The organism is Pseudomonas frederiksbergensis, assembly GCF_001874645.1.
Taxonomy (GTDB): Bacteria; Pseudomonadota; Gammaproteobacteria; order Pseudomonadales; family Pseudomonadaceae; genus Aquipseudomonas; species Aquipseudomonas frederiksbergensis_B.
Genome location: NZ_CP017886.1, coordinates 1,314,892 through 1,341,035, shown reverse-complemented (window position 1 = coordinate 1,341,035; position 26,144 = coordinate 1,314,892). Strand labels below are relative to the sequence as shown.

Annotated in this window: 27 protein-coding genes; 11 read left to right on the top strand and 16 right to left on the bottom strand. The window is 60.1% G+C overall.

Going from position 1 to position 26,144, the window contains the following annotated elements; all coding sequences use genetic code 11:
- Nucleotides 1-39 precede the first annotated feature (39 nt).
- Together ptrR and BLL42_RS30770 are read left to right on the top strand one after the other, a co-directional pair.
- Nucleotides 40-975 (top strand): putrescine utilization regulator PtrR, encoded by a 936-nt coding sequence (ptrR, locus tag BLL42_RS06720; RefSeq protein ID WP_236721974.1) that lies wholly within the window; start codon nt 40-42, stop codon nt 973-975.
- 72 nt (nt 976-1,047) lie between these two features.
- Nucleotides 1,048-1,176 carry a PA1414 family protein gene (locus BLL42_RS30770; RefSeq protein ID WP_009042667.1) on the top strand — a complete coding sequence of 43 codons (129 nt, stop codon included), beginning with the start codon at nt 1,048-1,050 and terminating at the stop codon, nt 1,174-1,176.
- Nucleotides 1,177-1,345: 169 nt separating this feature from the next.
- On the opposite strand, the gene BLL42_RS06715 is transcribed toward BLL42_RS30770, so the two are convergent.
- Both BLL42_RS06715 and speB read right to left on the bottom strand, forming a co-directional pair.
- Entirely contained in the window at nt 1,346-2,725 is a 1,380-nt protein-coding gene (locus BLL42_RS06715) for a sodium:solute symporter family protein (protein ID WP_071551355.1), read from the bottom strand.
- 175 nt (nt 2,726-2,900) lie between these two features.
- Nucleotides 2,901-3,851 (bottom strand): agmatinase, encoded by a 951-nt coding sequence (gene speB, locus BLL42_RS06710; protein ID WP_071551354.1) that lies wholly within the window; start codon nt 3,849-3,851, stop codon nt 2,901-2,903.
- A 195-nt stretch (nt 3,852-4,046) separates the two neighbouring features.
- Here speB and BLL42_RS06705 point away from each other — a divergent pair, with 195 nt between their 5' ends.
- Nucleotides 4,047-4,940, top strand: a complete 894-nt coding sequence (locus BLL42_RS06705) for a LysR family transcriptional regulator (protein ID WP_071551353.1) — start codon at nt 4,047-4,049, stop codon at nt 4,938-4,940.
- Between the two features lie 13 nt (nt 4,941-4,953).
- Nucleotides 4,954-5,547 carry a tRNA-uridine aminocarboxypropyltransferase gene (locus BLL42_RS06700; RefSeq protein WP_071551352.1) on the top strand — a complete coding sequence of 198 codons (594 nt, stop codon included), beginning with the start codon at nt 4,954-4,956 and terminating at the stop codon, nt 5,545-5,547.
- An 86-nt stretch (nt 5,548-5,633) separates the two neighbouring features.
- Here the strand turns inward: BLL42_RS06700 and BLL42_RS06695 are convergent, their stop codons facing one another.
- The 4 genes from BLL42_RS06695 to BLL42_RS06680 all read right to left on the bottom strand — a co-directional run bounded on the left by BLL42_RS06695 (nt 5,634) and on the right by BLL42_RS06680 (nt 9,782).
- A complete protein-coding gene (locus tag BLL42_RS06695) occupies nt 5,634-6,596 on the bottom strand; it encodes a class I SAM-dependent methyltransferase (RefSeq protein WP_071551351.1) in 963 nt (320 codons plus the stop codon).
- Nucleotides 6,597-6,701: 105 nt separating this feature from the next.
- Nucleotides 6,702-8,642 carry a cyclic di-GMP receptor LapD gene (gene lapD, locus BLL42_RS06690; protein WP_071551350.1) on the bottom strand — a complete coding sequence of 647 codons (1,941 nt, stop codon included), beginning with the start codon at nt 8,640-8,642 and terminating at the stop codon, nt 6,702-6,704.
- A 146-nt stretch (nt 8,643-8,788) separates the two neighbouring features.
- Nucleotides 8,789-9,184: a YbaN family protein gene (locus BLL42_RS06685; protein WP_071551349.1), complete on the bottom strand. Its 396-nt coding sequence runs from the start codon at nt 9,182-9,184 to the stop codon at nt 8,789-8,791.
- Nucleotides 9,185-9,194: 10 nt separating this feature from the next.
- Nucleotides 9,195-9,782, bottom strand: coding sequence for a UPF0149 family protein (locus BLL42_RS06680; protein ID WP_071551348.1), 588 nt, complete (start codon nt 9,780-9,782; stop codon nt 9,195-9,197).
- 276 nt (nt 9,783-10,058) lie between these two features.
- Between BLL42_RS06680 and recQ the strand changes: the two genes are divergently transcribed.
- From recQ to BLL42_RS06660, 4 genes are all read left to right on the top strand, one after another.
- Nucleotides 10,059-12,188 (top strand): DNA helicase RecQ, encoded by a 2,130-nt coding sequence (recQ, locus tag BLL42_RS06675; protein ID WP_071551347.1) that lies wholly within the window; start codon nt 10,059-10,061, stop codon nt 12,186-12,188.
- A 118-nt stretch (nt 12,189-12,306) separates the two neighbouring features.
- Nucleotides 12,307-12,741: a MarR family transcriptional regulator gene (locus BLL42_RS06670; protein ID WP_071551346.1), complete on the top strand. Its 435-nt coding sequence runs from the start codon at nt 12,307-12,309 to the stop codon at nt 12,739-12,741.
- A gap of 125 nt (nt 12,742-12,866) precedes the next feature.
- Entirely contained in the window at nt 12,867-14,510 is a 1,644-nt protein-coding gene (locus BLL42_RS06665) for a motility hub landmark protein FimV (RefSeq protein ID WP_071551345.1), read from the top strand.
- Between the two features lie 130 nt (nt 14,511-14,640).
- The gene (locus tag BLL42_RS06660) at nt 14,641-14,922 is read left to right on the top strand and encodes an Rdx family protein (RefSeq protein WP_071551344.1); all 282 of its coding nucleotides are present in this window, start codon (nt 14,641-14,643) and stop codon (nt 14,920-14,922) included.
- 45 nt (nt 14,923-14,967) lie between these two features.
- Here BLL42_RS06660 and BLL42_RS06655 read toward each other — a convergent pair whose 3' ends face one another.
- Nucleotides 14,968-15,861, bottom strand: a complete 894-nt coding sequence (locus BLL42_RS06655; protein ID WP_071551343.1) for a DMT family transporter — start codon at nt 15,859-15,861, stop codon at nt 14,968-14,970.
- A gap of 112 nt (nt 15,862-15,973) precedes the next feature.
- Nucleotides 15,974-16,732, bottom strand: a complete 759-nt coding sequence (locus tag BLL42_RS06650) for a helix-turn-helix transcriptional regulator (RefSeq protein ID WP_071551342.1) — start codon at nt 16,730-16,732, stop codon at nt 15,974-15,976.
- A 134-nt stretch (nt 16,733-16,866) separates the two neighbouring features.
- Between BLL42_RS06650 and BLL42_RS06645 the strand changes: the two genes are divergently transcribed.
- Entirely contained in the window at nt 16,867-17,688 is an 822-nt protein-coding gene (locus tag BLL42_RS06645; RefSeq protein WP_071551341.1) for a UDP-2,3-diacylglucosamine diphosphatase, read from the top strand.
- 92 nt (nt 17,689-17,780) lie between these two features.
- Here BLL42_RS06645 and BLL42_RS06640 read toward each other — a convergent pair whose 3' ends face one another.
- Nucleotides 17,781-18,371 carry an HD domain-containing protein gene (locus tag BLL42_RS06640; RefSeq protein ID WP_071551340.1) on the bottom strand — a complete coding sequence of 197 codons (591 nt, stop codon included), beginning with the start codon at nt 18,369-18,371 and terminating at the stop codon, nt 17,781-17,783.
- A gap of 227 nt (nt 18,372-18,598) precedes the next feature.
- Here BLL42_RS06640 and BLL42_RS06635 point away from each other — a divergent pair, with 227 nt between their 5' ends.
- Nucleotides 18,599-19,660 carry an AraC family transcriptional regulator gene (locus BLL42_RS06635; RefSeq protein ID WP_071551339.1) on the top strand — a complete coding sequence of 354 codons (1,062 nt, stop codon included), beginning with the start codon at nt 18,599-18,601 and terminating at the stop codon, nt 19,658-19,660.
- Here BLL42_RS06635 and BLL42_RS06630 read toward each other — a convergent pair.
- Nucleotides 19,617-21,071, bottom strand: a complete 1,455-nt coding sequence (locus BLL42_RS06630) for a TrkH family potassium uptake protein (protein ID WP_071551338.1) — start codon at nt 21,069-21,071, stop codon at nt 19,617-19,619. The genes BLL42_RS06635 and BLL42_RS06630 overlap by 44 nt on opposite strands.
- Before the next feature lie 120 nt (nt 21,072-21,191).
- Here BLL42_RS06630 and BLL42_RS06625 point away from each other — a divergent pair, with 120 nt between their 5' ends.
- Complete coding sequence (locus tag BLL42_RS06625) at nt 21,192-21,758, top strand: nitroreductase family protein (protein WP_071551337.1); 567 nt, start codon at nt 21,192-21,194, stop codon at nt 21,756-21,758.
- A 109-nt stretch (nt 21,759-21,867) separates the two neighbouring features.
- Here BLL42_RS06625 and BLL42_RS06620 read toward each other — a convergent pair whose 3' ends face one another.
- The 6 genes from BLL42_RS06620 to BLL42_RS06595 all read right to left on the bottom strand — a co-directional run bounded on the left by BLL42_RS06620 (nt 21,868) and on the right by BLL42_RS06595 (nt 26,069).
- Nucleotides 21,868-23,220, bottom strand: a complete 1,353-nt coding sequence (locus BLL42_RS06620; protein WP_071551336.1) for a sensor histidine kinase — start codon at nt 23,218-23,220, stop codon at nt 21,868-21,870.
- A 67-nt stretch (nt 23,221-23,287) separates the two neighbouring features.
- Entirely contained in the window at nt 23,288-23,728 is a 441-nt protein-coding gene (locus tag BLL42_RS06615; RefSeq protein ID WP_071551335.1) for an LTXXQ domain protein, read from the bottom strand.
- A 239-nt stretch (nt 23,729-23,967) separates the two neighbouring features.
- Nucleotides 23,968-24,645: a response regulator transcription factor gene (locus BLL42_RS06610; RefSeq protein WP_071551334.1), complete on the bottom strand. Its 678-nt coding sequence runs from the start codon at nt 24,643-24,645 to the stop codon at nt 23,968-23,970.
- A 7-nt stretch (nt 24,646-24,652) separates the two neighbouring features.
- Nucleotides 24,653-25,063: an SH3 domain-containing protein gene (locus BLL42_RS06605; protein WP_071551333.1), complete on the bottom strand. Its 411-nt coding sequence runs from the start codon at nt 25,061-25,063 to the stop codon at nt 24,653-24,655.
- Between the two features lie 108 nt (nt 25,064-25,171).
- Nucleotides 25,172-25,471 (bottom strand): YciI family protein, encoded by a 300-nt coding sequence (locus tag BLL42_RS06600; RefSeq protein ID WP_071551332.1) that lies wholly within the window; start codon nt 25,469-25,471, stop codon nt 25,172-25,174.
- A gap of 1 nt (nt 25,472) precedes the next feature.
- Complete coding sequence (locus BLL42_RS06595) at nt 25,473-26,069, bottom strand: septation protein A (protein ID WP_071551331.1); 597 nt, start codon at nt 26,067-26,069, stop codon at nt 25,473-25,475.
- Between the last annotated feature and the right edge of the window lie 75 nt (nt 26,070-26,144).

Genomic DNA, 26,144 nt, shown 5'->3' with positions numbered 1-26,144 from the left:
GAATAATAGTGAGTAACTTGTTCTTATTTGGAGAAAGGTGTGGAATTCAGCCAATTGCGCATCTTCCAGGCTGTGGCCGAGGAAGGTTCCATCACCCGCGCCGCCGAACGCCTGCACCGGGTGCCGTCCAATTTGTCGACCCGGCTCAAGCAGCTTGAGGATCAGCTGGGCGTAGAACTGTTCTTGCGTGAGCGTCAGCGTTTGCAGTTGTCACCCGCAGGCAAAGTGCTGTTGGACTACACCGCCAAGCTGTTTGCCCTGCATGACGAAGCCCACACAGCCGTGCAGGGCGGGCAACCGGCCGGAGATTTCGTGCTTGGCACCCTGTACAGCACCGCGGCGATTCATCTGCCGGGTTTGTTGGCGCGCTATCACCGCACCTATCCGGCGGTGAACCTGCAAGTGCAGTCCGGGCCCAGCGGCGAGTTGCTCGAAGGCCTGCTCACCGGGCGCCTTGATGCCGCACTGGTTGATGGCCCGCTGCAGCTGGCCGGGCTCGACGGTGTGCCGCTGTGTGATGAAAAACTGGTGCTGATCAGCGAGGCCGATCATCCACCGGTGCGCAGTGCGCTGGATGTACAGGGACGCTCGGTGTTCACTTTTCGCCAGGGCTGTTCCTACCGGATGCGCCTGGAGGCCTGGTTCGCGCATGATCACGCGGTGATGGGGCGGGCGATGGAAATCGAGTCCTATCAAGGGATGCTGGCGTGTGTGATTGCCGGCTCCGGCGTGGCGCTGATGTCCGAGTCGATGCTGGCCAGTCTGCCCGGACGCGAAAGTGTGGCGGTGCATGCGTTGGCCGAGCCTTTTGCCAGTGCCACCACCTGGCTGATGTGGCGCAAGGGCATGGTGGGTGCCAATCTCAATGCCTGGATCAAAGTGCAACAAGCGGCGTTCGGTGGTGGCTGCCCGGTTGGGGCTGATTTTGATGAATTCGGTAACAGATCTTTGCCTTTTGAGGCGAGCATTGCGTAAGACTTCGGACTACTATCTGTATGAAGCGTCTATAGAACCCGGTCGCTCAGCACTACCCTGAAGGGGGGCACCATGAAAGAGAAACTGCAAAACTGGCTCCATGACCTCGGTGTCGCGCTTGGTTTGATCGAACCACCTCTGCAGCCCGTGCCAATCCGGACTGACGATGAGCAACGTCGGCGTCAGCAACGCCGCCGGTAAGCACCTTCCAACGCCGAAGATCGCAGCCTTCGACAGCCCCTGCTGGCATCGCGCCAAACCGTAGGAGCTGTCGAAGCCTGCGATCTTTCTGTTTCTCCAGACGAAAAAAACGGGTGTGGCAACCGACGCCACACCCGCCGAAGAAAGCGGTTCTATTTATAGTCTGTGATCAGGCAGCGCTGGCCTGTGCAACCGGGCGAGGGGACAGCAGACTGACCACGACGAAGCTGATCAGACCGATAGCCAGGCTGTAGTAGATCGGCGTGTTGGCATCCAGACCATCCTTGAACATGAACACCAGGGCAGTCACGAAGCCCAGGCCCATGCTGGCGATAGCGCCGGAGGTGGTTGCACGTTTCCAGAAAATGGCGCCGATCAACGGGACCAGCATGCCGCCGACCAACAGGTTGTAGGCCAGTGTCAGGGCACTGATCACGTCACTGACCACCAGGGCGATACCCAGCACGACAACACCGGTCAACATAGTGAACAGGCGGTTGATTTTCAGGCTCGACTGTTTGCCACCGCGCAGTTTTGGCAGCAGGTCTTCGGTCAGCGTGGTGGACGCGGCGAGCAAGCCGGCGCTGGCGGTGGACATCATGGCCGCCAGGGCAGCAGCGATGACCAGGCCACGAATACCATCAGGCAAGGACAGTTTGACGATCGCGGCGAAGGCGTTATTGACGTTGTCCAGGTCCGGGATCAGCACATGTGCAGCCATACCGATCAGCGCGCAGGCCAGACCGTAGAGGATGCAGTAGAAACCGGAGATCGTGCCTGCGTACTGAGCGACTTTTTCGTTCTTGGCGGTGAACACCCGTTGCCAGATGTCCTGACCGATCAGGATGCCGAAGAAGTAGATCATGAAGTAGGTGATGATGGTGTCCCAGCCAATGGTGGTGAAGCTGAAGCTGGATGCCGGCAGTTTCAACACCAGCTCATCCCAGCCACCCACGCGGTACAGGCAGATCGGCAACAGGATGAACATCAGGCCAACGGTCTTGATCACGAACTGAACGATGTCGGTCAGGGTCAGCGACCACATGCCGCCGATGGTCGAATACACCACCACCACGCCACCGCCAAGCACTACCGAGATCCAGAACGGCAGGCCGAACAGCACTTGCAGTACGGTGCCGATCGCGAGGATCGAGGTCACGCCGATCATCAGCGCGTAGGCCAGCATGATCACCGCACTGGCCTGGCGGGCCATTGGGTTGTAACGCTTTTCGAGGATCTGGGTAACGGTGAAGATCTTCAGTTTGAGCAGCGGCTTGGCCAGGAACAGGTTCAGCGCAATGATCCCGCAACCCAGTGCAGCACACAGCCAGAAACCGGAAATACCGTGGACGTAGCCCAGGCGAACGGTACCGACGGTCGATGCGCCGCCCAGTACGGTGGCGGCCATGGTGCCCATGTACAGGGTTGGCCCGAGGTTACGACCGGCCACGAGGTAGTCTTCGTGGGTCTTGGCCTTGCGCATGCCGTAATAGCCCAGCACGAGCATGCCGGCGGCATAGATGAGTACTACGAATAAATCCAAAGCCATGATGGCGTCTCTCCGATTGTCTTTCTTATAAGAGTTTTGCAGGAGCGGGGGTTCTGGGGTGTAGTAAGCGAATCCGGTATCGGTGCTGAAGCACGCGGGGGACGTTGCGGACAAACGCCGACACCCGTCAGGTGGCGGCGTTCACGCGCTGATCACGTTTGCTTGGGGTCAATCCTCAGCGGTGAGCCACGCCCGGCAGTACGCAGAGCATTTCGTACAGCAGATTGGCGCCCAGCAGCGAGGTGTTGCCGGTGGTGTCGTACGGCGGCGAGACTTCTACCAGGTCGCAGCCAACCAGGTCGAGGCCTTGGCAGCCACGAACGATTTCGATCGCCTGAATGGTCGTCAGGCCGCCGATTTCCGGGGTGCCGGTACCTGGAGCCCAGGCCGGATCGATGCCGTCGATGTCGAAACTCAGGTACACCGGGCCACCGCCGACTTTTTCGCGGACTTCAGCCATCAGGGGTTCCAGCGACTTGTGCCAGCACTCTTCAGCCTGAACCACGCGAAAGCCTTGTTTGCGGCTCCAGTTGAAGTCTTCAGCGGTGTAGCCCTGCGCCCGCAGACCAATTTGCACGACACGGTCGCAGTCCAGAAGGCCTTCTTCAACGGCGCGACGGAAGGTGGTGCCGTGGGCGATCTTCTCGCCGAACATGTGATCGTTCACATCGGCGTGGGCGTCGATATGCACCAGGCCGACCTTGCCGTGCTTTTTATGGATGGCCCGCAGGATCGGCAGGGTGATGGTGTGGTCGCCACCGAGGGTCAGCGGGATCACGTCGTGTTCGAGGATCTCGTTGTAAGACTCTTCGATGATGCGCACGGCGTCCAGCAGGTTGAAGGTGTTGATCGCCACGTCACCGATGTCGGCAACCGACAGCGAGTCGAACGGCGCAGCGCCGGTGGCCATGTTGTACGGGCGGATCATCACCGATTCAGCACGAATCTCGCGCGGTCCGAAACGGGTGCCTGCGCGCAGGGAGGTGCCGATGTCCAGCGGGATGCCAATGAAGGCAGCGTCCAGGCCAGCGGCGGATTGCAAATGGGGGAGCCGCATCATGGTGGCAATGCCGCCGAAGCGCGGCATTTCATTGCCGCCCAGTGGTTGGTGAAGAATCTTGTCCACGGGTATGGCCTCATCATCATTGTTTTATTTATGGGGTTGCACAGCGCAAAGGGATCGCACAGGCACCTGTTGAGCGGATTCTGCGAAATGTAGATCAGGAGAAGAATCGCTACCGACAAATACTTAGTTCAGATTTTTCTAAACTAATGGACGCGGCAACGATAGACTTCACACCGATCGTTTGGAGTGCCTCCCATGGCCAACGCTTTACCTGACCTGAAACTATTGCGCATCTTCGTCAGCGTGGTGCGTCATCAGGGGTTTGCCAATGCGCAGCATGAGCTCAACCTCTCGACATCGGCCATCAGCACCTACATGAGCCAGCTCGAAGCGGCGCTGGGGCTGGTGCTCTGCCATCGTGGGCGTGGCGGTTTCAGCCTGACCAGCAAGGGCGAGCTGTTCCATCAGGAAACGTTGCGTCTGTTCGGTGAACTTGAAGGTTTCGAGCAATACGCTGCGGCGCTCAAGGGCGAACTGCGTGGCACGCTCAACCTCGGGGTGATCGATTCGACCGTCAGCGACAAGGCCTTGCCATTCGCCGAAGCCATTGGTGCCTACAGCCAGGAGCACCCGGCCGTGCATTTGCACTTGTCGGTAATGAGCCCTTACGAGCTGCAACTCGGCGTGCAGGACAACCGACTCGATCTGGCCATCGGTGCGTTCTCCACGCGCATGAGCGGGCTGGTCTACATGCCGCTCTACCGTGAACAACATTGGCTGTATTGCAGCAATCGTCATCCATTGTTCAGCGAGCGACGCATTCCCGAACAAGTCATCACCCAGCAGCGCATGGTCGGTCGCGGTTACTGGAGCCAGGCCGAATTGGCCCGCCACGGCTTCAAGCATAGCGCGGCGACTGTGGAGAGTATGGAAGCGCAACTGATTCTGGTGCTGTCCGGCGCCTACATCGGCTACCTGCCGGAGCACTACGCCCAGGCCTGGGCCGACAAGGGCGATTTGCGTGTACTGCTGCCAGCCACCTTCGGCTATCAGGCGCCGTTTTCGATGATCGTGCGTCGCGGACGCAGCCGTGAGCCGTTGATTCAGACCTTCCGCGATTTGCTCAAAGCACAGCTCAATCAGGCCTGATCGGGAGAATCTTATGTCCAGAAGCCAGTGCGCCCGTTGCCTGCGCCCGCAAACCCATTGCCTGTGCCCGTTGATCCCCAGCCTCGACAGCCGCACTCGGGTGCTGCTGTTGCAGCATCCGAGCGAGGTCAATCATGCGTTGAACACTGCGCGGCTGGCGGCGCTGGGGCTGAACAATGCCGAGCTGATCGTCGGCGAAGTGTTCGAGGATCTGCCGCAACGGCTGAATCAACCGGGTTATCAGGCCCGCTTGCTATTCCCGGCCGACGACGCGCAACCGTTGCAGGTCTATGCGCCTTCCGATCAACCGCTGCTGCTGGTGGTGCCGGACGGCACCTGGCGCAAGGCGCGCAAGATACTGCACCTCAATCCATTGCTGGCAGCGTTGCCCCGAGTGACATTGGCCGAAGGCGCGGTCTCGCGTTATCGGTTGCGCAAGGCGCCGGGGCCCGGGGCGTTGTCAACGGTGGAGGCGATCGTGCAGGCATTGCAGGTGCTTGAGGCACCGACCTCGTTCGAGCTGTTGTTAAAGCCGTTCGAGGCATTGATCGAGGGGCAGATAGCGGCGATGGGGGAGGAGACGTATCAGCGAAATCATGGCGGCTAGAAGGGAAAAGATCGCAGCCTGCGGCAGCTCCTACATGGGATTGCGTACACCTGTAGCTGCCGCAGGCTGCGATCTTTTGATCTTTATCACCTCGGTACGGGTCTTGAGCAGGTCAGCGCCGAGGCCAGGATTGCCGCACTGGATTTAAGGATCGGCAGCGACTTGAGCACCGGAAAACACAGCCCGGTGTCCTGTGAGCAATAGAATCCCTCCAGGTTTTCCAGCGGCAGGTTGGAGCCCGGCACCGAAAACACCTCGGTGGGACGGCGGCCGGACGGAGCAGGGCGGGTCGCCACGTCGGGCGGGGTGATGACAAAGCAGACCGTGGGGTTGAGCGGGTTTGGGGACGTCTTTATCGGGATCTGCTCGACCACGGTTGCACCGAGCTGTTCAGCGACCCCTGCAATGTTCTTGATGTAACCCAGCCGGTCCATACGCTGCCGGCCCTGTTCACTGTTGATCTCGTAGCACGGCTCAAAGAGCATCAGTTTGTCGATCGTCACGCGGAACAATTCTTCCAGCAGTTCGCTGAGTGTTTCACCGTTGGGCTCAAGCGCATGGCTTGAAACAGTGACGTTGACGGATTTGTCGAGCAAGGGGATTTCGCTGATGTCGGCAATAAACGGTGTCAGTCGCTCGAACGTCTTGCCCATGTGTTGCTGTGCGAATGCCATGCCCTTATGCACCCGCGACCAACTGATGTCGAAGGCATAAAGCTGTTCGGGCGGGAAGGGCAATTGCCGGGCGATCAGGCTCAGGGTCGTCAACTCACCGGTCCCGATGTCCAGCAGTGAGTCCAGAGGCTTGAGGTGCTGGCTCAACAGGCTGGCCAGTTCACCGGCGTAGGCGTGGGCCTGGGTGAGGTTGTTTTCGACGTAATCGATGTAGGTGCCGGCCTGCAAATCGTAGGCGGCCTCAATGATCTCGGGGGAGTTGTAGCTCAGTTGCTTTTGCTGGCGAAGCAGCTCCGTTATGTTCATGCCCTGCGCGTAAGCTTGCCGGGCGGCGAGCATATCGAAATGCTTGAGCGCAGTCTTTGTCTTGTTCATTAGCGGTCGCTGTGTCGAATGTGGAGGTCAAAATCGCGCACAGTTTGCCCTGCTTTGAACCCTGCCGGGCAAAGGCTGGGCTAAAAAATCCTGCCCTGGCCAATGTCACATGGGCTCTGGCGGTCCGATCAGCCGGCCCATGACGCCGAACAGTCCCAGCGACGTGATTACCTCCAGTTCTCCCTGCGTCTCGACCTGCTCGGCAATCAACGGCAAACCGATGCTGTTGGTCGCGCGGAAAATGGCTTCGATGAACAGGCGTTTATCGCTTTGCCGGTCGATGGCGCGAAGGTAGCTGCCGTCGATTTTCAGGTAGGCCAAACCCAGCTGGGTGAGGTTACCGATCTGGCTGAAGCTGCCACCGAAGTGCTGCAGGCCGATCCCATAGCCGGTGTTGCGCAGGCTCAAGCTCAGTTGACGCAACTCTTCGGGGGGCGGCAGTTGGCGTTCGTCGACCTCAAGGGTCAGCAAGGGGGCGAGGCCGGGCAGGCCGTCGAGCATATCGAGGATCAGGCGCCGTTGCGTGGCATCGCGCAGGGTGCTGCCGGACAAGCTCAGGGCTAGCGGCCAGCGGTGTTCGGCAAGGTAGTCGAGGGTGTGTTCAAGCATTGCCAGGTCGAATCGCGCTGACCAGCCCAGACGTTCTATCCAGGGCAGAAAATGCCCGGCGCAAATCGCTTTGCCCTGCGGGTCGAGCAGTCGCGCCAGCACCTTGTGGTGCAGCACCTGGCTGGTGTCGGCGCATTGCACCACGGGTTGGAAGTACAGCTGCATTTTGCCGTGGGTCAGGGCGTCATCGATCCAGGTGCGCCAGTCGTGCTGCGTCTGGTTCGGTGTGTTATCGGACTGCTTCAGATACACCCACGGCCGTTCTGGATGCTGCTGGGCCTGAGTCAGCGCCTGATCGAGGCGCAGCAGTATGTCGGTGGACGCTGCGCCGGGTGTGTAGGCGACTATTCCCAGATGCGCCACTGGCATGCAGTCACTGGCGCCGGTCAGGCGCAGGTTTTCCAGGGTGGCGCTGATCTCTGCGGCCAGGCGTGCCGCGTCTTTGCTGTCCAGGCCTGGGGTCAGCAGGCTGAACTCGCCACCACGATTGCGTGCGGCCAGCCAGGCATGGCGATCCGGCTGTTGAATCAGGCGTTTGAGTAACTGAGCCACTACGGTGATCAGTGCGTTGGTGCGCTGGCCCCCCAGTCGCTGGTTGAGCCCGGTCAGGTCATTGATCCGCAGCATCAGCAGGTGTCCGGCGCTGCTCTGCTCGGTCACCAGCAACTGATCGGTGAGTTGCTCGTTGAGCAAACGTCGGTTGGCCAACCCCGTGAGACTGTCCTGAAACGACTCGGCGCGCAGTTGTTCGCTACGCGCGGCCTCGTCGGCAAACAGCTCTTTGAGCTTTTCGACCATTTGGTTCATCGCCAGCACCACGCGTTTGAGCTCCGGGGTTCTAGGCAACTTCGGCAGGCTGAGAAACTCGCGTTGGTTGATGGCTTCGGCCTGTTCGACCATGGCGTCCAACGGACGCAGTTGCCGACGCAGCAACCAGCCGCCGAACACCGCGCTGAGCAATCCGCACAGCAGTAACCAGATCAGACTGCCGAGGGTACTGTCCCACAGTTTGATCAGCGCGAACTGTGGGTTGCTCACCACTTCAACGCGCGCGGTTTGCTCCCAACCGCGCATGACCAAGGCATCCCCGCCTTGCGGGTGCAGGTTCACCAGATCGACGAACCAGCCCGGTACACCTTCGGCAGTGGCGGCCGCGTTGCGCTCGACCAGGACGCGCTCGTCCTCGATGTTGATGACCCGAATACTGGAAAAGTAGCCGCTGTCGAAGACCGAGCTGACCCTCAATTCAATCATCGCCAGATCGTCGATCTGTGTGGTCAACGACCGCCCCAGCGCAGTGGCAGCGTCCTGGGCATGGGAGCGCAATTGGCCGAGCATCTGCGCCCGCGAGCTTTCCAGGCTGACAAAAAAACTGCCGCTGAAAGCGACCAGCAAGAACAGGCAGATGGCCAAAAACAACTGTTTGAGTAGCGACATGAGACGCTCCAGAGCGTTGACCTTCCTGGACGACAGGATTTGTCTGGCCGCTGACGTGCAGATGTCTGGAGTTTAGGTGCTGTTTTGTGGGAAGCAGGGCTGATTGTCGGGGAGCGGGATAGATGAGCTTATGTGGCGAGGCGTATTCAGGATTTGCTGAGGGTTTTCTGCCGCAGGATATACACCGTCACCAGCACCGCGCTGGTCAGCATGAAGCCGCGTGCCCAGGGCAGGGGCACAAGGACGCAGGACAGGCCGATGCTCAGCCACATCAGACCAATGGCGTAGACCTTGCCCTTGAGCGGGATGCCATTGCCGTCCAGATAGTCGCGAATCCATGGGCCGAGTCGTGGATGCTCGACCAGCCATTGATAAAAGCGCGGCGAGCTGCGGGCGAAACAGGCGGCCGCCAGCAGCAGGAAAGGGGTGGTGGGCAGTACGGGCAGGAAGATCCCGATCACCCCCAACGCTACGCTCAACCAGCCGATGGCCAGCAGCACGTAACGCAGGATCAGGGGGCGCTTGCCTATGGGGTCAGCCACAGGCAAGGACTTAGTGGTGACGAGGCTTGAGGATCGCCGGTTTTTCGTCTGGCGCGTTGCACAGCAAGTACAGCGCGGTCAGGGCTTCCGGGATCTGCACGATCATGTCGTCCATCAGGTTGGCATCGGCTGCGATGTCGGAGAACTCAGGCTGTTCGTCGAACAGGCCGGAACCGACCATGATCGGCAGCAGCATTTCGCTGACTTCGTCTTCGGCGGTTTCGAACCAGGCTTCTTCACGCAGGAATACGCCTTCCATGAAACCGATGCACCAGCCGCGCAGGTCGGAATCATCCGGCTCTTCGCCCAGGTCCAGGTCGCACGGCAGCTCGAATTCTTCATCGGAGGCCAGTTGGCGAGCGATATGAGCCTTGAGGGCCAGCAGAGTCGATTCGATTTCTTCACGCTCGGCGTCGTCGCGATAATGCGGCTCTTCGGCGAACAGCGCATCGATCCATTCACGATCAGGTACCGTCTCGGAACAGATCGACAGGGCTGTCAGATAGCCGTGGGCGGCCACATAGTCCAGCGCCTCGTCATGCAGCTCGTCGGCGTCGAGGAAGGCTTGCAGGCGGGTTAGTTGCTCAGCGAAGGACATTGAAGGGCTACCTTGGGAATATACGATGCCCAATTCTAGGCGTTCTTGAGCGGTCAGGCCAGCCGCGCGGCAGATTTGCCCGCATTGTATGCGCCCAAGGCTATTCGTCAGTGACGCCCTTTGCCCGGGATGCCTCGGGTATACTCGCGCGTTTTGCAAAGCCCTGCAGGTGTCTCGACGGCTCAGGACAAATCCGCTTACGGATCTGTCCGTGAACAACGTGGTTTTTTGATCCAGCCTGCACGCAGGGATATTCAGCACCATTTGGAGTTTTTCATGCTCGAACAGGCTCAGCGCGTCCTCAAGGACATCTTCGGCTACGACAGTTTCCGTGGCCGTCAGGGTGCCATCATTGAGCGCGTGGCCAGCGGCGGTGACGCTCTGGTGCTGATGCCGACCGGCGGCGGCAAATCGTTGTGCTTCCAGGTCCCGGCACTGTTGCGCGACGGTTTGGCGGTGGTGGTTTCACCGCTGATTGCCTTGATGGACGATCAGGTCGCGACCCTCGAAGAACTCGGCGTGGCCGCAGCGGCGCTCAATTCGACCCTGAGCGCCGAGCAACAGCGCGATCTGGCGGCACGGATCAAGCGTGGTGAAGTGAAGATGCTCTACCTGGCGCCCGAGCGTCTGGTCCAGCCACGGATGCTGGCGTTTCTGCAAAGTCTTGAAATCGCTCTGTTTGCCATCGACGAAGCTCACTGCGTGTCCCAATGGGGTCACGATTTCCGCCGGGAATACCTGCAACTGGGCCAGTTGGCGGAGTTGTTCCCCAACGTCCCGCGCATCGCCCTGACCGCCACGGCCGACAAGCGCACCCGGGAAGAAATCGTCGAGCGCCTGCATCTGCAGAACGCCGAGCGCTTTCTGTCGAGTTTCGATCGGCCGAACATTTTCTACCGTATCGTGCCCAAGGAGCAGCCGCGCAAGCAGTTGCTGGCGTTTCTGGCTGAGCGGCGCAGCGATGCCGGCATCGTTTATTGCCTGTCGCGCAAGAAGGTCGACGAAGTGGCCGTGTTCCTCAGCGAGCAAGGTTTCCCGGCGCTGCCGTACCACGCCGGTCTACCCAACGATACGCGGGCACACCATCAGAAGCGCTTCCTCAACGAGGAAGGCCTGATCATGGTCGCCACCGTGGCGTTCGGCATGGGCATCGACAAGCCCAACGTGCGTTTTGTTGCGCATCTGGACTTGCCGAAATCCCTTGAGGCCTATTACCAGGAAACCGGTCGAGGCGGCCGTGACGGTCTGCCGGCAGATGCCTGGATGGCTTACGGCCTGCAAGACGTGGTGATGCTCAAGCAGATGCTGCAGAACTCCGAAGGCGATGAGCGCCACAAGCGTCTGGAGCAGCACAAGCTCGACGCCATGCTCTCGCTGTGCGAAGAAACCCGCTGCCGCCGTCAGACGCTTCTGGCCTATTTCGACGAAGACATGCCGCAGCCCTGTGGGCATTGCGACAACTGTGTCGACGGTGTGCAGACCTGGGACGCCACCGAACCGGCCCGTCAGGCACTTTCAGCGATCTACCGCACCGGCCAGCGCTACGGCGTCGGGCATCTGGTTGACGTGTTGCTGGGCAAGGACAACGAAAAGGTCCGCAGCTTCGGCCATCAGCATCTGTCGGTATTCGGTGTCGGCAAGGCGCGGGCCGAAGGTGAATGGCGTTCCCTGTTCCGACAGTTGGTGGCGCGCGGTCTGGCGGACATTGATCTGGAAGGCTACGGCGGCCTGCGGTTGAGCGACAGTTGCCGGCCGCTGCTCAAGGGTGAAGTGACCCTGGAACTGCGCCGCGACCTCAAACCGCAAACCACCGCGAAAAGCAGCAGCACCAGCCAGGCCAGCCAACTGGTGCGAGGCGAAGAGCGCGAGCAGTGGGAAGCCTTGCGCGCCCTGCGCCGCAAGCTCGCCGAAGAACATGGCGTGCCGCCGTACGTTATCTTCCCCGATTCGACCTTGCTCGAAATGCTCCGCAGCCAGCCAAGCTCCCTGCCGGAAATGGCCAAGGTCAGCGGCGTCGGTGCGCGCAAGCTGGAGCGCTATGGCGAGGCCTTCCTCGAAGTGCTGGGCGGTCAGGCCGAGGCGCCGAAAGTGGTCGCCGACCTGCGTCATGAATTGATCACTCTGGCGCGCGCCGGCATGACGCCGCTGCAGATTGCCGGTCAGTTGCAGTGCTCGGAAAAGAACGTGTACACGATGCTCGCCGAGGCCATCGGCAAGCAGCAACTGTCGCTGGAGCAGGCGCTGGACCTTCCGGAAGACCTGATGGGTGAAGTCCAGGACGCGTTCCTGGACGGCGAGGGCGAGTTGCCGCCGGTGTCGGAGATTTCCGCGTTGTTTGCCGGCCGCGTTCCTGAGGGCGTTTTGTACTGTGTGAGAGCGGCGCTACAGTCGGAGTTTGAAATTTAAGTGCCGAAGATCAAGATGTAACGATTCAGTACAGACCGAGCCTTGCCTAGAGTCGAGGGTCATGCTTAGCTGGCTAATAATTAGTTTCAGCCTATTTCAGTCTAACCATGAGTTTTTTATGCCGTTAACCGATCAACACCGTTTTGGCATGCAGTTGGCGCAGATGTCTCGCGGCTGGCGCGCCGAACTGGATCGCCGTCTCGCCGGCCTCGGCCTGTCCCAGGCCCGCTGGCTGGTGCTGTTGCACCTGGCGCGTTTCGAAGAAGCCCCCACTCAGCGTGAATTGGCACAAAGCGTCGGTGTTGAAGGCCCGACGCTGGCCCGCCTGCTTGATAGCCTGGAAACCCAAGGGCTGGTGCTGCGTCAGGCCGTGGTGGAAGACCGCCGGGCGAAAAAGATCGTGCTGTGTGCGTCCGCCCGTCCCGTGATCGAACAAATTGAAACCATTGCCACCGAGTTGCGCCACGAACTGTTCGAGGGCGTCGACGAGGAAGATTTGCGGGTGTGCATGCGGGTTCATGGGCACATTCTGGCCAATCTGGAAAAATCTTGAGGCATAACCACACAGCAGATTTTTGAGAACTGGCGAAGAGCAGACTATAAGAATTACCAGGCAGTAACGTTCGTGATGGAAGTACGAATGCGCACAGGTTGATTCTGGTTAGCTAAGGGATGCTCATGCTCGAGAGTTTGCGGTCTGTGTTACGGCGCTCCGTCAGCCTGTTGTCGGTCGCGGGTGCCTTGTTTTACTCGGCATTGGCACCCGCGCTGGGGTTGGGCGACGTTACGTTGCACTCAGCCTTGAACCAGCCGTTGAATGCCGAAATCGCCCTGGTCGACCCAGGTAGTCTGGCCGACGGTGAACTCTCGGTCAGTCTGGCGACGGCGGACGAGTTCGCCCGTGCCGGTGTCGAGCGAGTGTTTTTTCTCAACGACCTGCGCTTTACCGTCGTACTGCGTGGCGATCGCAGCGTGATTCGGGTGGTGTCCAGCAAACCGGTCAATGAGCCGTTCCTGAATTTCCTGGTGCAGGCGAACCAGCCCAATGGGCATTTGCTGCGCGAATACACGGTGCTGATCGATCCACCAGGCTCGCCTGGGATCGTACCGGCAAGTGACGTCGAGCCGGCCCCGGCGATCAGCCAGCCACCCACTGCCGCCGCACCCGCCAAAACGCCTGCTGCTGCGCCGTCGAGCACGGCGCCTGCGGCTACCGACCCCACTTCCGAGTTGCTGGCAGCCAGCGTCCTGGAAAACCAGCAGCTGAAACAAACTGTCGATCAGTTGAACGCCCGGCTACAAACCCAGGATGAGCAGATCGCCAGCCAGCGAAAGCAAGTCAGCGATCTGCAAGCCGAGTTGGCCGAAGCCAAAAAGCCCTTACCCGCCCCCGCCATTCCTGCCGCGCCAGTCCCGGTGCCCGTTGCCCCCATGGATGAGTCGAGCGGTGGATGGGTGTTGTGGCTGATCGGCGGCCTGCTGGTAGTTGGCGTGCTGTTGCTGCTGGGCCTGTTTGCGCTCCGTCAGCGGCGGGTACAGCCTGTGCTGGAGCCTGTGTCACGACATGAGCCGATAGTCGGTCGGGGAGCGCCCGATACTGCGCAGAAACCATCGATTGAGCTTTCTACGACGCAAGTCACCCCCGCGAACCGCGAAACCGTTCATGGGGCAGAAGTACTTGAGGGCGTCGGTATCTACCTGACGTATGACCGCTTCGCCGAGGCGGTCAGTCTTTTGCGTGAAGCCTTGCTCAAAGAGCCACAGCGCAGCGATTTGAACCTGAAGTTGTTGGAGGTGTTGGGGCAGCAGGGCGATAGCGCAGGTTATTCGGACCACGAAAACAGCCTGCTTGAAGCGGGTTACAGCGTTGAGGTGTTGGGGCAGATTCGTGCGCGTTCGCCAAAACTGGCCAGTGCACAATCTTTGGCGACTCTTGAATCGACGGCTGAGCCGGCTGCCTCGGTACGGGATGAGTTCCAGTTGAATCTGGATGACTTGTCGATGGATTCGAGCTGGGATCTGGTCAGCCCGTCCGACACAACAGCGGCAATGGCTAAACCCGTGGATCAGATGGGGCCGCTGGACGATGGCTTTCTTGACGATTTCGCCGATGCATCACCGACCCTGGAACTTGAGCCGTTGCCGGGTGAATTCGCAGTGCCTGCGCATGAAGAGATCCACGCCGGCAAACTGGAAGAGGCGCAGAACTGCATCGACGACGGTGATCTGGACAGCGCCATTCGGCTATTGAACGAGTTACTCAAGGACAGTGACGAGTCCTTGAAGCAAACCGCCCGCAGCCTGTTGGCCAGCATTCGCTGACGTCGTGCAGGCGCTGGCTGGTCGGTGATCAGTCATACACGGCGCGGACCAGGCTGCTGTTCTGGCCGGAAATCGAGCGGTAAAGGCGGCTATTATAGCGGCGCCATCGAGCTCAGGAGTCCAGCACGCCATGACCACACACAGACCGGAAGTTGTCATCACTTACTGCACGCAATGCCAATGGCTGTTGCGCGCCGCCTGGCTGGCCCAGGAGCTGCTCAGTACCTTCGGTGACGACCTGGGCAAAGTTTCACTGGTGCCGGGAACCGGCGGGGTGTTTTTCATTACCTGCGATGGGGTACAGCTCTGGGAACGCAAGGCCGACGGTGGCTTCCCGGAAGCCAAGGTGCTCAAGCAGCGCGTTCGCGACCAGATCGATCCAAACCGCGACCTCGGCCACAACGACCGTTAGGTGACGAAAACCGCCTGATCTTCGCTCGGCTGGTTTTCGTCGAACCTAATGAGAGGCTGCTTCGGCCGCCACGTTTTTCTTGCTTGAGCTGCCAGACAGACTGCTGGACACCACAATCGCGATGATGATCAGCGCACCGCCCATCAACATCCGCAGCGTCGGATTCTCGCCGAACAGCAGCCAGGCGACGGTGATGCCGTAAACCGGCTCCAGGGCAAACACCACCGCGGCGGTGCGAGCCTTGATCACCGCCAGGCTGGCAACGAACAGGCTGTGGGCGACGCCGGTGCAGAACACCCCGAGCAGACCGATCCACAGCCAATCGATGGCGCGTACTTCGCTCAAGCCCGGTGCCGCCACCGGCAGCAGACAGAGTGCGACCACTACGTTCTGACACAGCGCGGCCTGCACGGCGGGTATACGCCCGGAGCTGGCGCGGTTGGTCAGCGACAGCAAGGCAAACAGCAAGCCCGAGCCCACGGCCCAGAGCAGACCGCTGGTGGCTTCACTGGCGAGGTCGAAATCCGGGGTGACTAATACCAGGCCGACGCTCACCAGCACCACGAGGAGGATTTCATTGGCGCGAATCCGCTCGCGGAAGATCAGGCCTTCGAGGATCACCGTGAACGCCGGGAAACTGGCAAAACCCAAGGTCGCAATCGCCACGCCGGCGACTTTCACTGCAATGAAAAAGCTCACCCAATGCCCGGCCAGCAACAGACCGCTGAGCAGCAGGCGCCGCCAGTCCACCGCTTCGAGTTTCTGCCAGCCAGTATTGCTGGCGAAACGGGCAAAGAACGCCAGAGCGATCACCGCGAATGCCGCACGGCCAAAGACAATGATGGCAGGGGAGGCAGCGGCGAGTTTGCCGAACACACCGGTCAGGCCAAACATCAATGCGCCGATATGCAGGGCGCCAAGGGCGGTACGCGGAGTCATTTCAATCCTTAATCCGTAGTGTAGGAGCTGCCCGAACCTGCGGCAGCTCCTACATTGAAGCGCGTGATTGCCTGATCTGTCTGTTGCCAGACTCGCATGTTTTATCGCCAGCCTAGCGTTTGCTCACCGCACGTCGCAGCTTGCCCGGGGATGCGCCAAATTCGCGCATCACCGCCGCGGCGAAGGCGCTTTGGGAGCTATAGCCGACACGGCTGGCGACCTCGCCGATGGGCAGCGCGGACTCACGCAGCAACTTCACCGCGATATGCAGGCGGCGACTGCGGATGTAATCCATCGGCGTCTGTCCGCATTCAGCAACAAATCGTGCGTGCAGACGCGCGCTGGACAGCCCGGCGATGCGTGCCAGATCGGCAACTTGCAGTGGATAGGCGGCGTATTGGTCAATGTGCGCATTGAGCGCGGCGTAAGGCAACCGTCGCCCGGCGATGCTGTTCGGCGCGGCGTTGTTGAGGCTGGCGAGCAACAACACGGCGCCTTGCTGGGCGATTAGCGGGTCTTCTACCTGGCTGCTCGCCAGCCAGCTCACCAGCTGACTTTGCCCGGCGTCCAGCGGTAAGCGCCCAGGGTTGTCGAGCAAGCGCCGACTGGCATCGGCATGCTCGCCCAGCGATTGCGAAACCCATTGATCGCTCGGCACATCGAGCACCAGGCAGCGGCTGCCATTCGGGCTGCCACACGCGTGATGAGCACCAGAAGGCACGACCATGAAACTTTGCTGTACCACTTGGCTGCCATGGCCACCGACCTCGAAGTCGAGCGCACCCGACAGAGCGAACACCAGTTGCGCGTGGTCGTGGCTGTGGACGATCAAGTCGTGGGTGTATTGGCGCAGCGTGAGGATCGGTCTCATCGCAGTCTCCTGGGCAGTCTCGCAGTCTACACCGGTCGTACCTGGGTTCGGGTTGTCATCAGACTGCCGTATTTGTGTCATGGGCTATTAATCGCTGCGGTGCAAGCTGGCGAAAAATCTCGCAGAGGTTGCCCATGACCAGCGCCGAACTTGCCAAACCCAGCCGTAAACAACGCGTGCGCACCTTGTGGATTTCCGATGTGCACCTCGGCACCCGGGATTGTCAGGCCGAGCATTTGTCGCAGTTTCTCAAGGGCTATCAGGCTGACAAGATTTATCTGGTCGGCGACATCATTGATGGCTGGAAGCTGCGCAGCGGCATGTACTGGCCGCAGGCTCACACCAACGTCATCCGCCGTCTGCTGACCATGAGCAAGCGCGGCACCGAGGTGATTTACGTCACCGGCAACCACGACGAGTTTCTGCGGCGTTATTCAAAGCTGATCCTGGGCAATATTCAACTGGTGGACGAGGCGGTCCACGTTACTGCTGATGGCCGGCACCTGTTGGTGATTCACGGCGATCAGTTCGATGTGATCACCCGCTATCACCGCTGGCTGGCGTTTCTCGGCGACTCGGCCTACGAGTTCACCCTGACCCTCAACCGCTGGCTCAATCACTGGCGTGCACGGTACGGCTACGGTTACTGGTCGTTGTCGGCGTACCTCAAGCACAAAGTCAAAACTGCGGTCAGTTTCATCAGCGATTTCGAAGAGGCCATCGCCCACGAGTGCGTCAAGCGCGAGCTGCACGGGGTGGTTTGCGGGCACATCCATCATGCGGAAATCCGCAAGGTCGGCGAGGTGGACTACCTCAATTGCGGGGATTGGGTGGAGTCGTGCACGGCCTTGATCGAGCATTGGGACGGCACGATCGAGTTGTACCGGTTGGCGGATGCGCAGGCGCGAGAGGCGCAATTGAAAGCGGAGTTGGTGAAGGTCGCGGAACCGGTTTGATGCCGAAAAGATCGCAGCCTGCGGCAGCTCCTACGGGATCGGGTTAACACGCGAACATCGTAGGAGCTGCCGCAGGCTGCGATCTCTTGATCTCAGGCCGGCGCGTGTACTTCTATTGCCGCCATGTAGATCGAGTTTTTTGGCCGGGCAAACAGGCGCTCCATCATCGGCTCGAAGAAACTCAGCGGCAAGGTCTCGTAGGCCGGATCAAAGGCTGCGGCGTCATACTCGGCGCAGAACTCGATGGTTTGCCGGTACTGCGGGTGTTCGCGAAATTGCTCGCGCAGATGCCGGTCCATGCCCAGATGATGGAAGAAGTAATAGCCCTGGAAAATCCCGTGTTTTTCCACCATCCACAGGTTTTCAGCGCTGACGAATGGCTTGAGGATCGCCGCCGCAATGTCCGGGTGGTTGTAGGAGCCAAGGGTATCGCCAATGTCGTGGAGCAGCGCACACACCACGTATTCCTCATCCCGGTCATCGCGCCAGGCGCGGGTGGCGGTTTGCAGCGAGTGGGTCAGGCGATCGACCGGGAAGCCGCCAAAATCACCCTCCAGCAATTTCAAGTGCGCCACAATCCGTGTCGGCAATTGTTTGGCGTAGGCACTGAACTCTGCGGCGATGATCGCCCAGTCTTCCTGCGTACCATCCTTCATGTGGGTGAAGCGGGCATGCGCATTCATCAGCTATCCTCTTATTATTTTCGAAGGGGCGTTGTGCAGTGTAGATCTTGGATCCAATGCCGCACTGGCCGCGTGGGACGGCTTGATGGCCCTGCGAGCCTGGAAGGAGGCTGGGGAGCTTATTTAAGTCTAGAGTCACCAGCGGCAACCGCCAGTGACGATCGGCGCCACTTTAGTATTGTTCTGAAATTGGCCGTGCCAGACGGCTCATCAAGTAAGAAAACGCCATGAGCGAACGAACGACTTCTGCAAGCTGGGCGATGGGGATTGTCAAGGCACTGGAGATGGACGGCCTGGATTGCCGGGTCTTGTTCAAACAACTGGGGCTCGACTATGCGGCGCTGGATGATCCGGATGCGCGCTTTCCTCAAGATTCGATGACGCGGCTCTGGCAGCGTGCGGTAGAGCTGTCCGGCAACCCTGCGATCGGTTTGAACATGGGCAAGTTGGTCCGTCCGGCATCGTTTAATGTGGCCGGTTATGCCTTGATGTCCAGCCAGACCCTGGCTGAAGGCTTTCAACGCCTGGTGCGCTATCAGCGGATCATCGCCGAAAGCGCCGACCTGAGTTTTCGCCTGTTACCTGAAGGTTATGCACTGATTCTGACGGTGCATGGCGACCATCTGCCACCCACCCGACAAAGTGCCGAAGCTTCACTGGCCTGTGCGCTGGGGTTGTGCGGCTGGCTGACCGGGCACACCTTGCAGCCACGCAAAGTATTGATTCAGGGCGATCAGCCCGTAGATCTCGAACCCTACAAATTAGCCTTTCATGCGCCGCTGGAGTTCAATGCCCCGTATGACGCGCTGATTTTCGAACGGGCGGATATGGAGGCGCCGTTGCCGACCGCCAATGAGGCCATGGCGTTATTGCATGACCGGTTTGCCGGTGAATATCTGGCGCGATTTTCCGAAAGTCGGGTTACCCACAAGGCGCGGCAAGTGTTGTGTCGCTTGCTGCCCCTGGGTGAGCCCAAGCGCGATACGGTGGCGCAAACCCTGCATTTTTCCCCGCGCACCTTGCAGCGACGCTTGCAGGAAGAGGGCACGAGTTTTCAGACGCTGCTCGACGACACGCGTCGCGAGTTGGCCGAGCAGTACCTGGCGCAACCGAGTATGACCTTGCTGGAAATTGCCTACCTGCTGGGGTTCGCCGATCCGAGCAATTTCTTCCGGGCTTTTCGGCGCTGGTTCGATACCACTCCCGGCGAGTACCGGGTGCGGCTGATGGAAGCACCGAAAGAACTCAGTGACGCCAGAACGCCGGAATACACAGCACAAACACGGTAATGATCTCCAGTCGCCCGAGCAGCATGCCGAGGGACAGAATCCACTTGGCGGCGTCGGGCAGGCTGGCGAAATTGCCGGCGGGGCCGATGGTTTCGCCCAGTCCCGGCCCCACGCCCGAAACCGTGCTGGCCGCACCGGTCAGCGCAGTCATCCAGTCCACGCCCAGCAGCGATAGCGCCAGGGCGATGGCGCAAATGGTGATCGCAAAGAAGAACGAAAAAGTCAGAATCGAGCGGACAATCTCTTCGTCGAGACGATGACCGTTGTACTTCTGCTTGATCACCGCACGCGGGTGGATCAGTTGATTAAGGTTGGCCTTGAGCAAGATAAAGGCCACCTGAAAACGGAAGATCTTGATCCCGCCAGCGGTCGAACCCGAGCAACCACCGACAAAGCCCAGATAGAAGAACAGCATCAGTGAGAAGTTGCCCCACAGGCTGTAATCCCCCAGCGCAAAACCAGTGGTGGTGACCACCGAGGTGACGTTCAGCGCGACATGGCGCAGTGCGTCAAGCCAATGCAGATGGGTGGTCCACCAGTACCAGGTGCCGAGTACCAGCCAGGTCACGAGCAACATACCAAGCAATCCCTGCACCTGCTGATCCTTGATCAACGCCCGCCGATTGCCGCGCAAGGTCGCCACGTACAAGGTAAACGGCAGGCTGCCGAGAATCATGATCACCACCGCGACCCAGTGCACGGCCGGTTGCGTCCACTTGGCCAGGGACTGGTCGGAGGTTGAGAAGCCGCCGGTGGATATTGCCGACATCGCATGGTTGACTGCATCGAACGGGCTCATGCCCGCCCACCAGAACCCCAGGCTGCCGAGGATGGTGATGCCGACGTAGGCGGCGACGATCAGCCGAGCCACCATGTGCGAACGAGGCATGACCTTTTCGGAACGGTCCGACGATTCGGTCTGAAACAGCCGCATGCCACCAATGCGCAGCAGTGGCAGAATGGCGACCGCCATGCCGATAAAGCCGATACCGCCCAGCCAGTGCAGTAATGAACGCCACATCAGGATGCCCGGAGACATGCTATCCAGGCCGCTGAGCACAGTAGAACCGGTGGCGGTGATGCCCGACATGCTTTCGAAAAACGAGTCGGTGTAACTGATGTGCTGGGTCAGCAGAAACGGCAATGCCGCGAATAGGCAGACCACCACCCAGCTTGAAACGGTGAGCAGGTACATGTCCCGCGGGCGCAGGTGCACATGCTCCGGTCGCCCGGGGATGACCAGCGCCAGACCGGCAACAAAGGTAATCGTGCTGGCCCAGAGGAACGACGGCAGGTCGCTGGTGCGGTCGTAAATCACCAGTGTTGCCATCGGCACAGCCATGCTGATGGCCAGGGTGATCAGGAAGATGCCGATGATGAAACCAATAGTCCGTAAGGTCGGCAACGCCATGAAATCCGCTCGGGCTGATAGGGAAGGGCGCCATTCTACCTGCGAGGCCGGGCATGTAAACCGGCACCCCCGAAGCACTTGACGCTAGAATAGCCAGACATTTTTTTCAGGAGGTGGCCGATGCAGGCTCTCGACGCTTTGCTCAACCGTGTATCCGTTCCACGTTTGCTCGACCCGGCGCCCACCGCTGCACAGCGGGAAGTGTTGTTTGCCGCAGCCATGCGTGCACCAGATCACGGGCATTTGCAGCCGTGGCGTTTTCTGACGGTCGAAGGTGCGGCGCGCGAGCAATTGGGCGAGATACTGGCTGAGGCTGCACGCCTGCAAGACGCCGATGTGCCTCAGGCCCAGGTGGACAAGGCGCGTAACGGCCCGCTGCGTGCGCCGTTGGTGGTGGTGGTAGTGGCGCGCCTGCAAGACCACGTCAAAGTGCCGAAGTCCGAGCAGTTGCTGGCCGCCGGTTGTGCGGCCCACGGTATCTTGCTGGCGGCTTACGCTCAGGGTATCGGCGCAGTGTGGCGTACCGGCGAACTGGTCTATTCGGCGCATGTGGCCCAAGGGTTGGGCCTGGCGGAAGGTGAAGAGGTGATTGCATTTCTTTACCTGGGCACACCGCAGAACGAACCGCGAGTGGCAGGGAAAGTCGATCTCGCCGAGTTTGTCAGCGCCTGGTCGCCAGAGGCCTGAAGATCAAAAGATCGTCCGAACGCGGCCCGAACCTTCGCCAGCTCCTACAGACGATTGCATTCCCCTGTGGAGCTGCGGCAGGCGGCGATCTTTTTTGCATCACCAAATATTACGGTTGAACCACCGCCCCCGGTTCCAACGGCAACTCCAGGCTGGCAATGAATCCGCCCTCCGGGTGATTGGCCAGAATCAGGCTGCCGCCGTGGCGCTCCGCTGCGCGACGGGCGATGGCCAGTCCCAGGCCGTGGCCGGCCGCCGTCTGGCCGGGTGCCCGGTAAAACGGCTCCCCCAGTTGGCTCAAATGCTCGGCCTCTACACCGGGACCATGGTCGCGCACGCTGACCACAATCCGTTCTCCCTGACGCAATGCCAGCACTTCAATCGGTTGTCCTTCCGGATTGAAGCGTTGGGCGTTACGCAACAGGTTGTCCAGCGCCCGCTCGATCATGGTCGGCCAGCCCTTGAGGCTCAATTGCCGTTCGGCTTCTATCTGTATGCTTTGCTCCGGCGAGCCGAGCTGAGCGTCTTTTTGCACCGTATTCAGTAGCGCATTGAGGTCAACCTCTTCGGCACTCGCGTTGTCGGCGTCGACCCGTGCCAGCACCAGAATTTCACTGATCAGTGCTTCAAGGCGATCACATTCGCGAGTCAATCGTGGCCAGAGTTTTTCGCGTTCTTCGGGGCCGGCCCGTTCCGCGAGCGCCAGGGCGATACGCAATCGGGCCAACGGTGAACGCAGCTCGTGAGACACGTCGCGCAGCAGTTGTCGCTGGCTACCGATCAGACTTTGCAGGCGTGCGCCCATGCGGTTGAAGTCGTTGGCCAGCACGCCAAACTCGTCACGCCGGTTGGCCAGCCGTGCCAGGCTGTTTTGCTGATAGGTCGTCTGACCGAGGTCATGCACCGCACCGCGCAAACGGCTCAACGGGCGGGTGATGGACAGCGTTACCAGCAGGCTGAACAGCGTCAGCACCACCAAGGAAATTGACAGCGCACTGAGGGGCCAAAGCAGGCTGGTGCGGTGCCAGGCGTTGAGCTCCGGATGCGGAATACGGTAGATCAGCAAGTAAGTTTCAGCGCTTTTCGGGCTGGTGTACTCGACGGTCAGACGTCGCCAGGGCAGGCGACGGTCATTGTCGTCGGGGTAGTCGTTCTGCCGTGCTTCCAAAGCCGCCGCGCGGCGAGGAAAGGTGCCGCGCACCACCGGGTCGCCACTTTCGTTCAGCACCTGAACATCAATGTGGTAACGCCGTTTGCGTTGTTCGAGCAACGTTTGCGCAGCGTCCTCGCCCTTTTCTTCGTAGAGCTGCGTCCACTCTTGCGCCAGGGTGCTGAGGCCCGGGTGGCGACTGAGAATCCAGGCGTCCTGGTTCAACATGTGCGCGAGCAGAATCGACAGCCCTGCAACCAGAGCGATGGCCAGCCAGAAACTGGCAAGGATGCGCCAGAACAATGAACGCACGGTAAGTCCTCAAACAAAGAAAGCCCAATGGTGATTGACCATTGGGCTGGGGAGTAACTCTAGAGCATTATTGCGTTTTTTGCGGTTGTTGGGCTTTCCACGCCTGGAACTGGGCCCATTCGGCTTTGCGTTCGGCCTGCTTCTTTTGGATAGCGTCGAACTTCTGCTGCTGGTCCGGCTTGAGAAGGGCACGAATGTCCTTCTCGGTTTTCTGGCGGCCGGCCGCCATTTGGTCTTTCATGGCCTGCTGATCAGCGGGTGAGAGTTTTTGCAGGTACTGCTCTACCAGCTCTTGACGCGCATGCATTTGCTCGCCAATCAGTTTGCGGATCTGCTCGCGTTGTTCGCGGCTCAGGTCCAGTTCTTTGTAAGCGCCTTTGCCGCCGTGCATGTGTTCGCTGTAACCGTGGCCATCCATTGGGCCCGTCGGGCCTTGGCCTTCTTGCGCTGCCATGGCAATGGTCGGCAGTGCAGCAGCGAACATCAAAGCGATAAGGGTCTTGCGCATAGTGTGTCTCCTTGTCTCGTTCCCGGTGTGTTCCGGATGAGTACAGATTACGGAGATCAAGGTCAGCGGCGGTCAGCGGAGCGTAAAGCTTGGGTAAAGACGCTTTTCTCTCGTCCTGACAAAACAAACCCCTGTAGAAGCTGCCGAAGGCTGCGATCTTTTGATCTTGGCCGTCGTCATTGCACAACTTCGCTAAAAGATCGCAGCCTTCGGCAGCTCCTACACGGGGGGCGTCGGGTTCAGAGGCTGTAGTAATAACCGCGGCTGCGCAGGGCAACGATGCGCGGGCGGCCATCGGGGTGTGGGCCGATCTTCTTGCGCAGGTTGCTGACGTGCATGTCCAGGCTGCGGTCGTACAGGGTCAGCTTGCGCCCGAGGGCGATCTGCGCCAGCTCCTGCTTGTCCAACGGTTCGCCGGGTTGCTTGAGCAGGGCTTCGAGCAGGCGACTTTCAGAGACGGTCAGGGTGAATTCCTGTTCGTCGATGTTGACCACGCCACGGACCGGGCTGAAGCACAGATCGCCGAGCTCCATCTGGCTCGATACCGCCGCTGGATGACTGCGCCGCAGCACTGCGCGCAGACGGGCAGTCAGCTCCCGCGGGTCACAAGGCTTGGCCAGGTAGTCGTCGGCGCCCAGCTCGAGGCCGAGGATCCGGTCCAGTGGCTCGCCACGGGCCGAGAGCATCACCACCGGCAGGTCCGGGTGGTCGTTGCGCAATTGCTTGAGCAGCTCCAGACCGCTGCCGTCGGGCAGCATCACGTCCAGTACCACCGCTGCCGGCGCAGACTCGGCCAAGGCGCGGCGAGCACTCAGACCGTCGTGGCAAGCGCGCACGACAAAACCTTCCTGGCTCAGCCAACTGCTCAGGAGCTCACACAGCTCCTGGTCATCATCAATTAGTAACAGCTCGCTCATGACTCACTCAATTTAGCCATTGCCGACGCTTTCTACGTCCACCACTGGCGAAGATACCGCAGAGCAGGGCCAATAGCGCTACTCCCGCGCCTGTGACGAACCACTGCTGTTGATCGGTCAGCAGGCGCGGCAGCGGGTTTGCCTGGGCTTCCTTGAGTTGCAGCTTGAGGCGCTGATTCTCTTGGCGTAACCGGCCCAGCAAGGCGCTTTCGCGTTCGCTATCGGCATTTTGCAGTTGTTTATTCAGCTCTTCTCGTTGCCGCTCGCTTTCTTTCAAGCGCTGCTGCAATTCAGTGATCTGGCTTCCGGCGCTTAACGACAGAGGCGTTGAATAGCCTGAGTCCGAGTGTTCTTCGGCATGGGCGAAGGCCCCGATCGATAATGTGACCAACAGCAGACACAGCGGACCTTGGCGCATCGAAACTCCTGATTCCAATCGAGTGTTGGGCAGGTTGTCGGCCGTTGAACGAGAATAATGAGCAATTGAACACGCGATGAACCGAAGGTTCATCGCGCGGGTGCTGTGTTATGGCAGGACTTGTTTGAACGGTTTGACCAGAACGCTGGCGTAGACGCCTGCGGCGATATACGGATCGGCGTCGGCCCAGGCCTTGGCGGCTTCCAGGGAGGTGAAGTCGGCGACGATCAGACTGCCGGTGAAACCTGCTGCGCCCGGATCATTGCTGTCGATGGCAGGGTGCGGGCCTGCCAGAACCACGCGGCCTTCGGCTTGCAGTTTTTGCAGCCGCTCGATGTGTGCAGGGCGCGCAGCCAGGCGGTTTTCCAGGGAGTTGGCGACGTCTGTAGCAATGATTGCGTAAAGCATGTCAGTCCTCGGTTTTTGGCGTAGTAGTGTCGGCGTCGTGCAGGTGGCGGGACAGGTAAATGCCCTGGCCGACCAGGAACAGCAGGGTCATGCCCAGGCTGCCGAAGACTTTGAAGTCGACCCAGTAGTCCTGGAAGGTGAACGCTACAAACAGGTTGGCGGCACCGCAGAACAGGAAAAAAACGATCCAGGCGATGTTCAAGCGCAGCCAGACCGGATCAGGCAGGGTCAGCGCATGGCCCATGATGCGTTTGATCAGCAGGCGGTCGCCGATGAAATGGCTGCCGATAAAGGCCAGGGCGAACAGCCAGTTGACCACCGGTGCCTTCCATTTAAGGACGGTTTCGCTGTGGAAGGCCAGGGTCAGGCTGCCGAAGACCAGGCAGGCGATCAGGGTCAGCCACTGGCTCTTCTCCAGCGTGCGCTGTTTGATGAACAGCGTGCCGTAGACCACCAGGGAGCTGATGATCAGCATCGCAGTGGCGCTGTAAATACCGCCTACTGTCAGTTGATGACCGGCGATGTCGACGACCCGTGGATCGATTTTGTAGACGATGAAAAACAGCAGAAGCGGGATGAAGTCGATGAATTGTTTCACAGTGGCAGCCAGAAGCAGGATGTGGCGGCATAATAACAAACATATTGAGTCGCGAAAGCGTCAGCTGATTTGAGG

Bases quoted from the DNA above. Each gene is read 5' to 3' on its own strand.
- BLL42_RS30770 (WP_009042667.1), top strand. From the start codon at position 1,048: ATGAAAGAGAAACTGCAAAACTGGCTCCATGACCTCGGTGTCGCGCTT.
- BLL42_RS06715 (WP_071551355.1), bottom strand. From the start codon at position 2,725: ATGGCTTTGGATTTATTCGTAGTACTCATCTATGCCGCCGGCATGCTC.
- BLL42_RS06705 (WP_071551353.1), top strand. From the start codon at position 4,047: ATGGCCAACGCTTTACCTGACCTGAAACTATTGCGCATCTTCGTCAGC.
- BLL42_RS06700 (WP_071551352.1), top strand. From the start codon at position 4,954: ATGTCCAGAAGCCAGTGCGCCCGTTGCCTGCGCCCGCAAACCCATTGC.
- BLL42_RS06695 (WP_071551351.1), bottom strand. From the start codon at position 6,596: ATGAACAAGACAAAGACTGCGCTCAAGCATTTCGATATGCTCGCCGCC.
- lapD (WP_071551350.1), bottom strand. From the start codon at position 8,642: ATGTCGCTACTCAAACAGTTGTTTTTGGCCATCTGCCTGTTCTTGCTG.
- BLL42_RS06680 (WP_071551348.1), bottom strand. From the start codon at position 9,782: ATGTCCTTCGCTGAGCAACTAACCCGCCTGCAAGCCTTCCTCGACGCC.
- recQ (WP_071551347.1), top strand. From the start codon at position 10,059: ATGCTCGAACAGGCTCAGCGCGTCCTCAAGGACATCTTCGGCTACGAC.
- BLL42_RS06670 (WP_071551346.1), top strand. From the start codon at position 12,307: ATGCCGTTAACCGATCAACACCGTTTTGGCATGCAGTTGGCGCAGATG.
- BLL42_RS06665 (WP_071551345.1), top strand. From the start codon at position 12,867: ATGCTCGAGAGTTTGCGGTCTGTGTTACGGCGCTCCGTCAGCCTGTTG.
- BLL42_RS06660 (WP_071551344.1), top strand. From the start codon at position 14,641: ATGACCACACACAGACCGGAAGTTGTCATCACTTACTGCACGCAATGC.
- BLL42_RS06655 (WP_071551343.1), bottom strand. From the start codon at position 15,861: ATGACTCCGCGTACCGCCCTTGGCGCCCTGCATATCGGCGCATTGATG.
- BLL42_RS06650 (WP_071551342.1), bottom strand. From the start codon at position 16,732: ATGAGACCGATCCTCACGCTGCGCCAATACACCCACGACTTGATCGTC.
- BLL42_RS06645 (WP_071551341.1), top strand. From the start codon at position 16,867: ATGACCAGCGCCGAACTTGCCAAACCCAGCCGTAAACAACGCGTGCGC.
- BLL42_RS06640 (WP_071551340.1), bottom strand. From the start codon at position 18,371: ATGAATGCGCATGCCCGCTTCACCCACATGAAGGATGGTACGCAGGAA.
- BLL42_RS06635 (WP_071551339.1), top strand. From the start codon at position 18,599: ATGAGCGAACGAACGACTTCTGCAAGCTGGGCGATGGGGATTGTCAAG.
- BLL42_RS06630 (WP_071551338.1), bottom strand. From the start codon at position 21,071: ATGGCGTTGCCGACCTTACGGACTATTGGTTTCATCATCGGCATCTTC.
- BLL42_RS06625 (WP_071551337.1), top strand. From the start codon at position 21,192: ATGCAGGCTCTCGACGCTTTGCTCAACCGTGTATCCGTTCCACGTTTG.
- BLL42_RS06615 (WP_071551335.1), bottom strand. From the start codon at position 23,728: ATGCGCAAGACCCTTATCGCTTTGATGTTCGCTGCTGCACTGCCGACC.
- BLL42_RS06610 (WP_071551334.1), bottom strand. From the start codon at position 24,645: ATGAGCGAGCTGTTACTAATTGATGATGACCAGGAGCTGTGTGAGCTC.
- BLL42_RS06605 (WP_071551333.1), bottom strand. From the start codon at position 25,063: ATGCGCCAAGGTCCGCTGTGTCTGCTGTTGGTCACATTATCGATCGGG.
- BLL42_RS06600 (WP_071551332.1), bottom strand. From the start codon at position 25,471: ATGCTTTACGCAATCATTGCTACAGACGTCGCCAACTCCCTGGAAAAC.